The 14,606-nt window shown below is 56.6% G+C and carries 11 protein-coding genes; 1 reads left to right on the forward strand and 10 read right to left on the reverse strand.

Annotated features, from left to right (window positions below):
• Nucleotides 1-15 precede the first annotated feature (15 nt).
• From FYJ43_RS05380 to dnaE, 8 genes are all read right to left on the reverse strand, one after another.
• A complete protein-coding gene (locus FYJ43_RS05380; RefSeq protein WP_154562722.1) occupies nucleotides 16-810 on the reverse strand; it encodes a YebC/PmpR family DNA-binding transcriptional regulator in 795 nt (264 codons plus the stop codon).
• Between the two features lie 150 nt (nucleotides 811-960).
• Nucleotides 961-1,728: a bifunctional 1-(5-phosphoribosyl)-5-((5-phosphoribosylamino)methylideneamino)imidazole-4-carboxamide isomerase/phosphoribosylanthranilate isomerase PriA gene (priA, locus tag FYJ43_RS05385; RefSeq protein WP_326833365.1), complete on the reverse strand. Its 768-nt coding sequence runs from the start codon at nucleotides 1,726-1,728 to the stop codon at nucleotides 961-963.
• A gap of 12 nt (nucleotides 1,729-1,740) precedes the next feature.
• A complete protein-coding gene (hisH, locus tag FYJ43_RS05390; RefSeq protein ID WP_154562724.1) occupies nucleotides 1,741-2,358 on the reverse strand; it encodes an imidazole glycerol phosphate synthase subunit HisH in 618 nt (205 codons plus the stop codon).
• Entirely contained in the window at nucleotides 2,351-2,971 is a 621-nt protein-coding gene (hisB, locus tag FYJ43_RS05395) for an imidazoleglycerol-phosphate dehydratase HisB (protein ID WP_154563386.1), read from the reverse strand. The genes hisH and hisB overlap by 8 nt, the downstream gene beginning before the upstream one ends.
• Nucleotides 2,971-4,098 carry a histidinol-phosphate transaminase gene (locus tag FYJ43_RS05400; RefSeq protein ID WP_326833444.1) on the reverse strand — a complete coding sequence of 376 codons (1,128 nt, stop codon included), beginning with the start codon at nucleotides 4,096-4,098 and terminating at the stop codon, nucleotides 2,971-2,973. Before FYJ43_RS05400 ends, hisB begins: the two co-directional genes overlap by 1 nt.
• A gap of 32 nt (nucleotides 4,099-4,130) precedes the next feature.
• Nucleotides 4,131-5,450: a histidinol dehydrogenase gene (gene hisD, locus FYJ43_RS05405; protein ID WP_326833366.1), complete on the reverse strand. Its 1,320-nt coding sequence runs from the start codon at nucleotides 5,448-5,450 to the stop codon at nucleotides 4,131-4,133.
• Nucleotides 5,451-5,454: 4 nt separating this feature from the next.
• Nucleotides 5,455-6,009, reverse strand: coding sequence for a hypothetical protein (locus FYJ43_RS05410; protein ID WP_154562728.1), 555 nt, complete (start codon nucleotides 6,007-6,009; stop codon nucleotides 5,455-5,457).
• Nucleotides 6,006-9,581, reverse strand: coding sequence for a DNA polymerase III subunit alpha (dnaE, locus tag FYJ43_RS05415; RefSeq protein WP_326833367.1), 3,576 nt, complete (start codon nucleotides 9,579-9,581; stop codon nucleotides 6,006-6,008). Before dnaE ends, FYJ43_RS05410 begins: the two co-directional genes overlap by 4 nt.
• Nucleotides 9,582-9,802: 221 nt before the next feature.
• Here dnaE and FYJ43_RS05420 point away from each other — a divergent pair, with 221 nt between their 5' ends.
• Complete coding sequence (locus tag FYJ43_RS05420) at nucleotides 9,803-11,374, forward strand: cation:proton antiporter (RefSeq protein ID WP_407643728.1); 1,572 nt, start codon at nucleotides 9,803-9,805, stop codon at nucleotides 11,372-11,374.
• 720 nt (nucleotides 11,375-12,094) lie between these two features.
• Here FYJ43_RS05420 and FYJ43_RS05425 read toward each other — a convergent pair.
• Both FYJ43_RS05425 and FYJ43_RS05430 read right to left on the reverse strand, forming a co-directional pair.
• Nucleotides 12,095-13,078, reverse strand: coding sequence for a MupG family TIM beta-alpha barrel fold protein (locus FYJ43_RS05425; protein WP_154562732.1), 984 nt, complete (start codon nucleotides 13,076-13,078; stop codon nucleotides 12,095-12,097).
• Between the two features lie 3 nt (nucleotides 13,079-13,081).
• Complete coding sequence (locus tag FYJ43_RS05430; RefSeq protein ID WP_154562734.1) at nucleotides 13,082-14,599, reverse strand: PTS transporter subunit EIIC; 1,518 nt, start codon at nucleotides 14,597-14,599, stop codon at nucleotides 13,082-13,084.
• Nucleotides 14,600-14,606: the final 7 nt, after the last annotated feature.

A 14,606-nucleotide genomic window follows, 5' to 3' on the forward strand; every position in this document is an offset into this window, starting at 1 on the left:
TCGACTCTGGAATGCTCATTCCTCCTCGTCAAGCGCCGCCGCAACCTCAGCGGAAATATCAGCGTTGGAGAATACATTTTGGACGTCGTCGAGATCTTCGAGGGCGTCAAGAATCTTGTAAAGCTTGCGAGCGTCGTCAAGCTCAACAGGCTGGGTAAAGTCGGGCTTAAATGACACCTCAGCGGAGTCGTAATCAATCCCAGCGTCCTGAACAGCCTTGCGGACATCAACAACGGCGTTTGGATCCGAAATGATCTCGAAGACCTCACCCTCATCGACGATGTCCTCGGGCTCAGCGTCAATAGTGGCCTCCATGAGCTGGTCCTCGTCCACCTCACGGGTCTCTGTCTTGCGCCCCTCCTCAACCTCGTAGGTCTTGGGCACTGAGACAACTCCCTTGCGCTGGAAGAGGCGTTGTACGGAGCCACCGTCAGCCATAGTGCCACCGTTGCGGGTCACGGCAACACGGACGTCGGAAACGGCGCGATTGCGATTATCGGTGAGGCACTCGATGAGGATCGCAACACCGGCAGGCCCGTAAGCCTCGTACATGATCGTCTCGTAGTTGACGGCGTCAGCACCTTCGCCGGATCCACGCTTGACGGCACGGGTGATGTTGTCGTTGGGAACCGAGCTCTTCTTCGCTTTCTGAATAGCGTCGTAGAGAGTCGGGTTACCTGACGGGTCCCCACCGCCAAGGCGAGCAGCCACCTCGATATTCTTAATCAGGCGGGCGAAAAGCTTGCCACGCTTGGCGTCAATGGCCGCCTTCTTATGCTTGGTGGTGGCCCACTTGGAGTGACCGCTCATGGACGGTGTCTCCCTTCCTCGAATGTCGCAGTTATCGGCCCAGCGGGGCCAAGCATCCGGCGCAGGACAAGCCCACGCACACAATCGGACAGTCTACACTCCCCGGCCGAGAACGAATCAGGCACAGAAAAGTGCCACGACAATCGGCGCTTAGTGGGAATCAGGCATCGGTGACGAATCCGCCGGGATCGGGGCTCGGCAAATCTCTAAGGCCGCTGGCAGCGTGAAATTGCCAACGTACAGGGCTGTCCCAACAATCGCTCCCTCAACACCGATCGGGACTAAGCCACGCAAGCGTCGCAAATCTTCCAACGTAGCGATGCCTCCCGACGCAACAACCTTGCCTTGCGTGCGAGCGCAAATTCGTCCGAGAAGCTCGTAATTAGGGCCGGTGAGCATGCCGTCACTGGCAACGTCAGTAACAACGTACCGCTTGCACCCCGCGTCCTCTAACCGCGCTAACACGTCAAGAACCTTCCCACCTTGGCGCGTCCACCCACGGGCTGCTAGTTGGTCGTCGCGAACATCTAAGCCAATAGCTACCTGTTCTCCGTAGCGTCCGACGACCTCGTCGCACCATTGAGGGTCCTCAAGAGCAGCAGTACCGATGTTGACTCGGGTTGCGCCAGCAGCCAACGCGGACTCGAGACTCCGTTGGTCGCGAATACCACCGGAAACCTCAACGTCGATATTCATGTGTTCAACGATGCTACTGATGATCTCAGTATTGGATCCACGCCCGAAAGCAGCGTCAAGATCAACGAGGTGAATCCACTGGGCCCCCAAATCTTGCCATCGTTGAGCTACTTCGAGAGGATCGCCAAATACTCGTTCGGAATTGGCTACCCCTTGTTGCAATTGGACGGCACGACCGCCCTGGACATCAACAGCTGGAAGCAGAGTGAGTTCTCCGGTCACAGGCTAAGGCTATCAACTCAGCTGACGCAGCCACCGACCAAGCAGAGCGAGACCTGCTGTGCCCGACTTCTCGGGATGAAACTGAGTGGACGTCACCGGTCCACATTCCGCAGCCGCGACGAATGTCACCCCCTGGTGGGTACTGGTGGTGACGTGATCGTCAGGGCCGGACACAACGACACCATAGGAGTGAATGAAATAAAACCTCTCGTCCCCGTCAGAGAAAAGCGCCGAGCCGGTGGCCGGTGACACCGTATTCCATCCCATGTGGGGCAGCCGCTGTGCCGGTAATTGCGTCACGACGCCGGGAAGAATACCGAGACATGTCACGTCGGCGTCACGTTCACGTCCACGCTCAAAGAGCATCTGGTGTCCCACACAGATACCCAGAAGGGGTCGTCCTTCATCAACCCATTCGCGGACGAGACGCTCGCCACCCATAGCGCGCAGACCGGCCATACACGCGGCTAATGCTCCTACTCCAGGCAGTACGAGGGCGTCGTTATCGCGCAGGACGCTCGGGTCATTGGAGACCGTAACCTCAGCTCCCGCCTGATGCAATGCTCGCTCGGCCGAGTGGAGGTTTCCTGAACCGTGGTCGATCACGCCAACGCGCACTGAATCAGACATTGAGAACGCCTTTAGTGCTGGGAACCCGACCCGCATTGCGCAGATCCGGCGCAATGGCCATTCTCAAAGCCCGAGCCAACGCCTTGAACTGGGCCTCGCAAATGTGATGAGGGTCGCGTCCGGCCAGTAAACGCAAATGAACGCACAACCCCCCGTTGAGTGCTAAGGACTGCACAACGTGGTACGTCATCGATCCCTGATAAGGCACGCCAGACCCACCGATACGAGCGTAAGCCTGCCCCTCCGGTTCTCCTGAGCACTCCACCCATGGCCGTCCCGCAACGTCAACAACGCACTGAGCAAGGGCCTCGTCGAGGGGAACGACGGCGTCACCAAAACGGGTAATACCGCGTTTGTCACCCAGAGCCTGAGCGAGAGCCTGCCCTAACGCAATAGCTGTATCTTCAACGCTGTGGTGGCCATCGACGTCAATATCGCCGGTCGTCGTAATCGTCATGTCGATACCTGAGTGCTTCGACAACGCTGTCAGCATGTGGTCATAGAATCCTACCCCGGTCGAAATGGTGGATTCCCCTGCCCCATCGAGATCAATCGCGACATCGACAGTAGATTCCGCAGTCTGCCGGTAAACGCGCGCGCGGCGGTGAGTCATCATTCCTCCTCGGGGACGAGACGGTGTGCGGTGGGAAGGACGTCAAGCAACGCGGTACGAAAAGCATCAGTCTGACGTGGGGTTCCAGCGCATACGCGTAAGTAGCCACTCGGCCCGACTTCTCGGATAAGTACCCCGCGATCAAGTAATGCTTGGAATACGGCGTGCCGATCGGCGAACCTACCAAACAGGACAAAGTTCGACTGCGAGGAGACGACGTCCAACCCGTGCATCTGCAGCCAGTCCTCCAGATTTGCACGAGTCTCGCGCAATTCGTCGACCCGGGCAAGCATTTCGGGAGCATGTGCGAGAGCAACCCTCGCCACCACCTGTGACACCTCGGAGAGGTGATAAGGCAGTCGGACCGTCCGCAGTGCGTCGACGACGGCCGGCGCAGCGACCGCATAACCCAATCGGCCACCCGCTAAAGCGAATGCCTTAGACAAGGTGCGTACCACAATGAGCCGACCGTATTTTGGAAGCAACGCGATGCAAGAGTCCTCTGGCGCGTCTGTAAATTCCTGATATGCCTCGTCGACGACCACGATAGCGTCGGTACGAGCACATACTTCGTCAATGACGGCAACTGGGATAGTGGTGCCGGTGGGGTTATTTGGAGTAGTCAGCAAGATAATATTCGGCTTAACCTCCTCAATTGCTGAGAGGATCTCGCTCGTCGTCAGTCCCCATGAGGCATTGCGGGGCCGAGTGACATAGGCAGTGTGGGTATTACGGGCATATTCCGGATACATCGAATATGTCGGCGTAAACGTCAGCAGGGTACGTTCAGGGCCACCAAACGCCTGCAGGATGTGAGTCATAACCTCGTTAGAGCCATTGGCCGGCCAAATCTGGCCGCTGCTGACACCGAAGCCGATGTACCGGGCCAAATCCTCGCGCAGTGCCGTGGCCTCCCGGTCCGGATACCGGTTGAGACTTTTGGCAGCCTTGGCGACGGCCTTAGCCATGTCCTTGCGTACGGCCTCCGATGGCGGATACGGGTTTTCGTTGACGTTGAGACGTACTGGAACATCAAGCTGTGGAGCCCCGTATGGTACCGCGTCGACAAGCTCGGGACGCAGCGGGAGATCCGCCAACTGAATAGAGTTAGGCTCCGGCTTCACCACTGGACGGGGTTGACGAGCCTGTCGGTGCTGAGTCAACGTGGCCTCCTTACGGTGATGGCATTAGCATGGCCGGGCAAATTCTCTGCCAGCGCGAAAGTCTCCACGGAGTCGGCCAGTTCGAGAAGGGCATCTTCGGTGTAGTCGACGACGTGGACAGCCCGCATGAAGGAACGCACCGACAGGCCAGAAGAATGGCAGGCTGCCCCTGCGGTAGGCAGGACGTGGGTGGATCCAGCCGAGTAGTCGCCCAAAGAGACCGGCGCCCACGGCCCAATGAAAATGGCACCAGCATTTCGGACCCGGGCAGCAACAGCGGCAGCATCGGCCGTCTGAATTTCCAGGTGCTCAGCCGCGTAGGCGTTAACGACTTCGAGACCCTGGTCTATATCGCGCACCATGACGATGGCTGACTGCTTGGACGTCAACGATGCGCGAATGCGCTGCGAATGTAAGGTTACCTCCACCATCGGGGCAAGTTCGCGTTGCACTGCCTCAGCCAATCTCGTCGAGTCTGTGACGAGCACTGCTGCGGCCAACGTGTCATGCTCGGCCTGGCTCATGAGATCGGCAGCAACGTGACGCGGGTTGGCGGTCTCGTCTGCGAGGATGGCAATTTCGGTGGGCCCAGCCTCCGAATCAATACCGACGGTGCCGCGCAGGTACCGCTTAGCCGCCACCACGTAAATGTTGCCCGGACCAGTAACCATGTCGACGCGCCGGCAAGAATCCGCATCATCGGAACCGTTAACACCGTAGGCAAACATCGCAATCGCCTGGGCACCGCCGACGGCGTAGACCTCATTCACGCCCAGCAAGTGACACACGGCCAGGATATTCGGATGCGGCAACCCACCGAACTCCGCCTGAGGCGGGGACGCTACCGCAATAGACGAAACACCAGCCTCCTGCGCAGGTACGACATTCATAATGACCGACGACGCTAACGGCGCGAATCCACCCGGCACATACAGGCCTACCCGCCCTACTGGAACGATGCGCTGACTCACCCGCGCCCCGCTAGCTACCTCAACCGGTCGCGAAGATGTCTCTATCTCCGCTTCCTGGCATACCTGGCGGCGACGTCGAATTGACTCGATACAGGCCTGGCGGAAGGTGTCGTCAAGGGCCTCAGCTGCCTTAGCGAGGGCCTGCGCTGGAACACGCAGATGGTCGGGAACCACATGGTCGAATTTCTCGCTGTACTCGCGTAGCGCCTCAGCGCCACGGTCCCTCACTGCAGAGCAAACAGGGATGACGGCCGACATCGCGGCATCGACATCGAAGTCAGCACGCGGCACAGCGTGACGCAGGTCGCCAGTGGTCTGACTGGTCACATCGACGATTCTCAGCACACCGTCAGTCTAGTGAACCCTCACGTAATGACTTTTTACGTCCAGTTCGCGGAGCGCCACGGCTGGCCGTCACCAAGGAGGCAATGAGCATCGGCACCATCGCGGCAAGCAGCCACACCAGGACTGCTACCCAGGTATGAAGGGCAAAATCGACCGGGATGGCCTCCCCCGACTTAGCCGAGGCGATTCGCTCCGCGAAGGAGTCAGGACCGATAAGAACGCCTACCCACCAGCACACTAGCGCCGACAGACACGCCGACGTTGCGGCAGCTAAGACGCCCCACGCTCCCCGCTGTCGCATCATGATCCAGCTCAAACAGCCAATGATAACCCCGACAACCACACCGATAAGGCAGTACATGGCGTCGGTCGAAAAGACCTCAGTGAGTCCCTTCTCTGTTGTCGACGCTGCACCGTCGGACCCGACGGTGTATGTCGGCAGAGTCACCATAGAATGCCATATTGGAGCAGCTAGTCCGCCAAGAACAATTCCAGCCACGATCACGAACAAGCTCAGGCGGAGGATCGCGAGTCGACTGGCGCGAAGGGTCTCGTTCATTGCTGCCTCCTAGGAACGCATGAGGGACCGAGCAGAGCTTTGAGGTCTGCCATGAGCGATTGTCCTTGAGTGACCTTGAGTTCGTCGGCAAGCCGAAAAGTAGTCATCTTCTTGCCGTCAATAAGTCGTAATCGCACCTCGGAGCTACCCGGATGATTGCGCAATACCCCTCGCAGTTCTTCAATCGTGCCACGGGTGCATCGTCCGCGACGCATATCGATCGTCATCGGTGCATTATTACCAGCGTCAGTGAGATCAAGCAGCCAGACATCATTAGCCGACATTTCAACAGCCTCGTCGCGTTCCCGAACAAAGCCGCGAACCTTCAAAATGCTGTCGACCGCCAACAAAGGCTCGACTCGCTGATAAACCTTTGGAAAACACGCAATCGTAATAGATGCATCGAGGTCCTCCAACGTAACCGAAGCCCAAATATCACCGTTCTTGGTGGTGCGCCGCACGATCTGAGTCACCATGCCAGCGACGGTGTACCGACCCTCGTGGTGGGCTTCGGGATTGACCAGCTCTGCCACCGAAATATCGGATTCCGCCTCCAGAGCTGCCTCGAGTCCACGCAGCGGGTGGTCCGAAACATAGAGGCCCAGCATCTCGCGTTCGAAAGCGAGCTTGGTGCTGCGATCCCAATCGTCGTCGGGAACGACCCGTTCGACGCCCATTTGGGTAGGCTGAGAGTCGTCGCCCATACCGAACAAATCGTCTTGCCCGTTGGCCTGATTGCGCTTGATATCAATGACGGCGTCGACCGCCTGCTCGTAGACAGCCATCAGGCCGCGTCGAGAATGACCCATGGAATCGAAGGCACCAGCCTTAATGAGGGATTCGATAAGTCTCTTATTGCAGACTGTCAGACTCACCTGGTCGAGGAAAGTAAAGAAGTCGGGAGCCGGACCATTCTCTTTTCGAGCACGAATAATTTCAGCTACAGCATTAGCACCGACATTTCGGACGGCTCCTAGGCCGAACCGAATATCCTCACCGACAGCGGTGAACTCAAGTGAGGAGGCATTGACGTCCGGGGGTAGGACGTTGATGTGCTGGGCACGCATATCGGCCAGATACATCGCCATTTTGTCTTTGTCGTCACCGACGCTGGTCAGCAGAGCCGCGCCGTACTCAGCGGGATAGTTAGCCTTGAGGTACGCCGTCCAGTACGAAACTAGTCCGTAGCCAGCAGCGTGGGACTTATTGAAAGCGTACCCCGCAAAGGGCACCATGACGTCCCAGAGAGTCTGGATGGCGTCGTCGGAATAACCATGTTCACGCATACCCGCCTGGAAGGGAATGAAGTTCTCCTCCAGGATGTGCTTCTTTTTCTTACCCATCGCTCGGCGCAATAGGTCGGCACCACCCAGGGTGTACCCGGCGAGCTTCCGGGCAATCGACATGATCTGCTCCTGATACACAATGAGGTGATAGGTGGGAGCAAGGATCTCGTCGAGGTCTTCTTTGAGCTCGGGATGGATCGGAACGATCGGTTCCCGGTTGTTTTTGCGCTGGGCATAGGAGATATGTGCATTAGCGCCCATCGGACCTGGACGATACAAAGCCAGCACGGCGACGATGTCGTCGAAGCATGTTGGCCCCATGAGCCGCAGCAACGACCGCATAGCCGCACCATCAAGCTGGAAAACGCCTAGAGTGTCGCCGCGGGCCAACATCTCATAGGTCGCCTTATCATCAAGAGCGAGGTCCTTGAGATCGACGTCGATCCCCCGGTTGTCCTTGATGATCTTGATGCAGTGATCCATGATGCCGAGATTGCGCAGGCCCAGGAAGTCCATCTTCATGAGCCCCATCTCTTCGAGCTGGGGATATGCAAAACCGGCAATGATCATGCCGTCCTTGTCGCGCTTATGCATCGGGACGAGGTCGAGCAGCGGGGCACTCGACAAGATGAAGGCGCAGGCATGCACGCCAGTACCACGAATGAGCCCTTCAAGCCCTTTTGCGGTCTCGACGACCTTTGCGACGTCTGGGTTATCCGCCACGAGCTGACGAAATTCTTGGCCTTCGGCATACCTCTCGTGGGAAGGATCGAAGATCTTGGCTAATGGAACGCCTTTGCCCATGACGTCGGGAGGCATGGCCTTGGTGATCTTGTCGCCGAGAGCGAAAGGGTAACCCAAAATACGGTTGGCATCTTTGACGGCAGCCTTCGCCTTAATCTTTCCGAATGTATTGACCTGGCTGGTGTACTCGGCTCCGTATTTGTGTGTGACGTAGTCAATGACTTTGTCGCGCTGACGATCGTCAAAATCAAGGTCAATATCGGGCGGGTTGACCCGCTCCGGATTGAGGAACCTCTCAAACAGCAAGCCATGTTCCAACGGGTTGATCGCAATAATCCCGGTCAAGTACGCCACCAAGGAGCCAGCAGCAGATCCGCGTCCAGGCCCAACCGGCACACCCATGGAGCGTGCAGCATTGCAGATATCGGAAACGACGAGGAAGTAAGAGGAGAATCCCAGCGGCTCAATGACCGACAACTCGGTTTCGAGACGGTCTAGGACTTCTTTGGGAGGATTCGGGCCAAACTTTTCGTCGAGTCCCTCCTGGAGTTTCTTGCGCAGCCAGGACTCCTGGGTTTCCCCTTCTGGGACGTCAAACTGCGGCATCCGGTCAACGTGTTTAAACACCTCATCGTAGGGGCCAATCATCTCGGTCAACAGCAAGGTGTTGTCGCAGGCCTCTGGGTGGTCAGGGAATAGCGCTCTCATCTGCTCCGATGACTTGATGTAGTAGCCGGAGCCGTTGAAACGAAAACGGTTGGGATCGTCTTTATTTCGACCTACGCCGACACACAGCAACGAGTCATGAGCATCAGCTTGGTCTTCGGTAACATAGTGCGAGTCGTTTGTTACGAGTAGCGGAATATCCAGCCGCTTGGCCAGCTTGAGCAGGTCTGACCTCACCTGTTTTTCAATCGGGACGCCGTGATCCATCAACTCACAAAAATAGTTTTCGTGGCCAAAAATGTCCCGATAATCGGACGCTGCTTGGCAGGCCTCCTCAAACTGTCCAAGACGGAGCCGGGTTTGTACCTCACCCGATGGGCAGCCCGTCGAAGCGATAATGCCACCGGGATACTGAGACATGAGCTCGCGGTCCATGCGCGGCTTCATGTAGTAGCCCTCGTATGACGCTAAGGACGACAGCCGGAACAGATTGTGGAGGCCCTCGGGATCCTTCGCCCACATCGTCATATGGGTATACCGGCCACCCCCAGAAACGTCCTTGCCGCCCTCGGCGTCTGGATCACCAGCATCCCGAGACGTCCCCCAAAATTCCTGAACTCGCGACTTCCGGCTGCTCGGAGCGACGTACGCCTCGATACCAATGATCGGCTTGACGAGAGGATTCTGGTCCCCGTCATATTTCTTCGAGATCTGGAAGAACTCGTAGGCGCCGAACATGTTTCCGTGGTCTGTCATGGCAACCGCGGGCATCCCCTGACGCGCCACCTCTGCGAAGAGCTTCTCATTGCTGGCAGCACCGTCCAGCATGGAGTACTCAGTGTGAGTGTGAAGGTGGACGAAGTCGGAACGGGCCACGGGCACTCCTTTCACATTCCGACCCCAAGCCGTTGGGATCGTGCCGACTTGGACAGAGTAGTCGGCGCGAAGGACATCTCGGATCGCGCAGGTGCGAACAGCGGATCAGTCGCTTGCTCCTACAGCACAGAGAGCACGGATGAGACGACTCCGTAACGCCGGTGACGAAGTCGATAAGCTGAAGTGTGCTGTTCGTCCTGGTTGGATTGTGTGCCATCACCGTGATATGCGTCACAGTCGGGAAGCGATTCGGTCTCCCATATCCAATCCTCATGATGCTGGCCTCGATCGTATTAACCTTCATTCCGGGCTTCACCGTCCCGGTAATCGACCCAGACCTCATTCTGGAACTATTCCTGCCACCGTTGCTGTTCGCGACCGCCCGCAACACGAGTTGGTCGGTGTTCCGCAAGCGCTGGCACCTCCTACTCGCCATGGCAGTCGGGCTCACTACGCTCACTGCTTTTTTGGCCGCGCTGACGCTGTGGTGGGTGGTGCCGGGTGTCACATTTACCCTGGCTCTGGTCGCCGGAGCCGCAGTCGCTCCGCCTGATCCAGTCGCCGTTGAAGCAGTTTCAGGATCGGCCCGCATACCGCGACAGATCATGATGCTGTTGCAATCGGAGGGACTGTTTAACGACGCGGTGGCGATCGTGATTTTCCAAACATCCCTTGCAGCGGTTGAAGCCGGACGCACATCAATCAGCCCGACGATCATCCTCGACTTTCTCCTTGGTGCTCTCGTAGCCGTGGCGGTTGGACTCATGATGGGATACCTGTACCGGGTTGTCGACAAGCTCACTCCTGACGTCGCCGCACGAGTCATTGTCAGCGTTGTAACTCCTTTTGCCGCCTATCTCATTGCCGAGCACCTTCACGCTTCCGGGGTCATCGCGGTAGTCGTCGCCGCGCTTGAAACGAACCGACGAGCGCGTGCAGAAGACAGCGAAACCCGAATCGCGCGGTCGACGTTCTGGGAAATCGCCAACTTGCTGGTAACGGGAATTGCATTCGGCCTTATCGGCTTGCAGATGCGTAACGTGTTTACCGGTGGCGATGACATCCGATCGTATCTAGTTCCAGTGACAGTGCTAGTGATCGTGCTGTTCGCAGTGCGATTCCTCTTCGTCCTCACTATGGGACGACTCATCATCAAAACCTCCGTACGCAAATTTGTGAGCAGCGCGGTGCTACTGACGTGGAGTGGAATGCGCGGGCTGGCCACGTTGGCCCTAGCTCTGGCTCTGCCTGAGATGGGTAAGACAAGTAGCGGAATGGACGAACGCCACCTCGTCGTAGTGTTAGCTGCATCGGTCATCTTTGTCACACTCGTGCCAACAGGCCTGACCTTGCCGTGGCTGTCACGCAAACTAGTACCACCTCAGAAGACGCGCACCATCGCGCAAATAGCCCAAATTGTCAGAACTTCCCAGCACGCAGCCGTGAAGGCCGTAGAAGAGGAATTTCCGCACGATTCCTTTGCGGACGAATTGAACAACGCCCTGGAACGTAGGTTTGAGACCCTGCGAGAAGAATTGAAGATGTCTGAGCAAATTGATGCTCACGATAACGCATCCAGCACCGCAGCCGTCGGTGAAGGCAATAATGGATCAGACGAAAATAGCATTTCCCATCGCACCCAGCATTATCAGCGAATGATGACAGTCGCGTTGGATGCCGCCTGTGAAGCCGTATTACATGCCCGCAGCGATATCGACGTCGACCCAGAACTCGCTGACCGGGTGCTGCGAATTCTCGACCAACGGATGATGGTGGTCACGCGTAGAGATTGATCACCGTCATGGCACAACCCCGTACCTCGTGAACGCATGGGTGCCCAACAGCTTAACAGCTGGGAACCCAGAAATGTGCTCAGCACATTTCTGGGTTTTTCCCAACGCAGTGGACCGATGGTGTTTTTTGGCTCACGTCTCCGTGTAGTCAGCCTCCTGCGACGATGACGTGGCAAGCCCCGAGACTTGACGCGCTGTTTACCAATACCTCGCTAGCCAAGATCAGCGAAGCGATCTTGTCACCGGGAAGAAAGGCCACGCGGCGGATATAAGTTGGCGGCATTGAATAGATCGAGAATCCGTCATCTCGCCAATGAGATTTTCACCAAGACACTTTGTGGTCAGTTCATGGTTTATCGGCCCAGTATCGACAACAATCTGCCCATCCCCCGACATCATGGGCGGGCCAGAAGCAACCTCAGCGTTGATCGCCCGCTGGAGGTTCGTATCCAGACTAGCGGCACAGAGCCCCCAATCGATGTTTCTTTGGACGTGAGAGTGACCGATAGAACCCGACAACAGCAACTTCCACATACCGGGGCGCAGCTCGTACAATCACCGAGAATCCGCCATAATGTGCTGCGCATTTGCTGATCGTACGTACCAATGATCATGCATTTTCTGCGAAAATACTCAATGACGAATCTAATGATTCAGTTCCGACAGCCCAACTACCCTTTCCGCTCAACGCCTGGACAGCATCCCATAACTGCCAATGCATCAACCCCACATAGTGAAATCAACCTTCATTCCACCGCTGAGATACGCGACCATCTCGGCATAGGGCCCGGCCACTTCGCCGACTCTCACCCAGTTCCCGTCAAGAGGTTCGTCCCTAACCATGAGATGAACCTCGCCGCAGTATCTGTCCAAAGTATCCATTTGAAGGGATCCAGCGGGACGCAATCCAGCATTGGGCGCATCAGGTACGTCCATCCCCCGCGTGCCGTCGATGCGCCATGAGATACCCGTCTCTTCCCGACGTAGAGTGTGCTCTCCCAAGAGCTCAGCACAAGCGAGATCACACAGCGGCAAGGTAATAACACCATCGGTGTCGAACCGCTCAATCCAGGTAAGGGTTCGTTGAGTCAGCGTTCCCTCGGCCACTGCCACAGTTACTCCCATCTGGCGCAGCTCGATCACGTTCGCCCACGCGTTCCGGTACCGGTGGTGCTCTAGCGTCGGCAATCCACGGTGGAGTGGGCCCCGCAATCCTCTTTCCCCGGGGATAAATGCAGTCACCGGCAGTCCGCGATCAATGAACAGCCGTGACTGCTTTAAGCACCAACTCGTCGTAATGCCAGTACTAGGACGAGGGTAATAATTGTGCCATCCGACAGGCCTTAAATCGATCAAAGAGTCAAGTGTCGTCGCGTCGATCGTAGATGCGTTGATGGCCGTACCTAATCCAGTTCGCTCAGCCAATTTATGGATGTCATAGGTTCCGAACCCAAAATCATATCGCAGTCCGACGATCCCGACATCCCGCAACTCTGGTCTAAGAAGGTCAATGGCCACCGGCGAGACATCAGCCCAAAAGGTAAGCGCGAAACGGTCGTGCAGATCCGCCAGAATGCCGAGGAAAGATTCGACATCTTCAACTTCCGGCAAATGTAGAGACGTAAATACAACTCCGCCATGCTCAGCAGCCTGGCAAGCAACCCGATCGAAACTGTCATCAGTCGGATATATAGACCATATCATTGATCAGTCCATGATGCGCTCAGCCATGGAATCTTTAAAACCGAACAGGAAAGTCAGTAACCAACCCATGATGACTGCCACGAGCCATCCGCCGAGATACCAGGCCCACTTTCCCGCAGAAATCACCGGCGCCATAAGCAAACCCGACAGACCCAAAGCCTGAGAACCAAACAATCCAGAGTGCTGCATTCCCCATGCTATGAAAGCACCGCCAAAACCGCCACCAATACACGCGGTAAGGAAAGGATACAGTAATGGCAGGGAAACCCCGTATATGAGGGGTTCACCCACGCCAAGAATACCAAGTGGCAACGCGCTTTTGATGACAGACATCAATTTCTGGCTACGAGTCTTCATAAGGACAGCAATCGCCATCCCAACCTGACCAGCTCCAGCCATTGCGAGAATGGGCAACAGCTCGGTATAACCATGATTGGCGATCAGTTGAGCGTGAATCGGGGTAAGCCCCTGGTGGATTCCCAACATCACCATAGGTAAGAAGAAAGTCGAGAGGATAAATCCACCGATGATTCCACCCTTGGCAAGTGCAAAATCCACTAGCAGCCAGGTCAGCCTCTTCATGAGTAGGGACGACAACGGCATGATCACAAAGATGGAGGCTGCGGCTCCGAGTAGCAGAGTTACAGTAGGCACAAAAAATAGCTCTATGGCCGCTGGGACAACCTTACGCAGCCGGTTCTCAATTACGGTGAACAGCCATGCCGTGATCATGACACCAATAACGCCCCCTAACCCGGGATTAAGCTCCCCGAATACTGGGATCGTCAGTGGAACACCCGCCGCCTTGTCAGTTGCAACGGTTCCGGCAAGGGCTGGCATGTACGGAACCCCTCCGGCGATAAGACCCAAGATCGGACTGCCACCACACTCTTGAGCTGTGTTATACCCCACGATCAGGTTGAGCGAGGCAATAACGATGCCTCCGAGACCAGCCAAAACGAGGAACCACCCATCGTTGGCAACTGCGGGATCGACCATCTTCCATATACCGCAAATAGCGGTGACTAATCCACAGGAGATAAATCCTGGAATAATTGGGACAAAAATGTTCCCGACGTGCCGAAACATCGCTTGCACCCGCGATGTTTGCTTGTTTCGTACCTTTGCCCTGGTACGGGCAGCCAGATCGGTGTCGTCTTCTGAAATTGCAGCCGATTCTATCTCGGTCACAGCTGGAGACGTCTCTGCCGTCGGAGTCGCAGTTGACGTGCTTGTAGTTACCGCGTCCGTGTCATTCACAGCGGAAGAACCCGCCGACCCTATAACCTCACCGAAGGATGCTCGTAATCTTTCCGCGTGACCAGGCCCAACGACGACCTGCAATTGTGTGCCCTCTACGACCCCGAGGACTCCGTCTAAGTCCTTGATGGCTTCGACGTCAGCTATATGTGGCTGAACGAGATTCAGACGTAGCCGCGTCATGCAGTTGGTAAATGATTCAATATTGTCAGGCCCTCCAGCAAGGTCAAGTATTTGTCGTGCAAGTGAGTAATAGTCCATGGCTTCC

The organism is Cutibacterium porci (genome assembly GCF_009696315.1).
GTDB lineage: Bacteria > Actinomycetota > Actinomycetes > Propionibacteriales > Propionibacteriaceae > Cutibacterium > Cutibacterium porci.

Bases quoted from the DNA above. Each gene is read 5' to 3' on its own strand.
- FYJ43_RS05380 (WP_154562722.1), bottom strand. From the start codon at position 810: ATGAGCGGTCACTCCAAGTGGGCCACCACCAAGCATAAGAAGGCGGCC.
- hisH (WP_154562724.1), bottom strand. From the start codon at position 2,358: ATGTCTGATTCAGTGCGCGTTGGCGTGATCGACCACGGTTCAGGAAAC.
- hisB (WP_154563386.1), bottom strand. From the start codon at position 2,971: ATGACTCACCGCCGCGCGCGCGTTTACCGGCAGACTGCGGAATCTACT.
- FYJ43_RS05410 (WP_154562728.1), bottom strand. From the start codon at position 6,009: ATGAACGAGACCCTTCGCGCCAGTCGACTCGCGATCCTCCGCCTGAGC.
- FYJ43_RS05425 (WP_154562732.1), bottom strand. From the start codon at position 13,078: ATGATATGGTCTATATATCCGACTGATGACAGTTTCGATCGGGTTGCT.
- FYJ43_RS05430 (WP_154562734.1), bottom strand. From the start codon at position 14,599: ATGGACTATTACTCACTTGCACGACAAATACTTGACCTTGCTGGAGGG.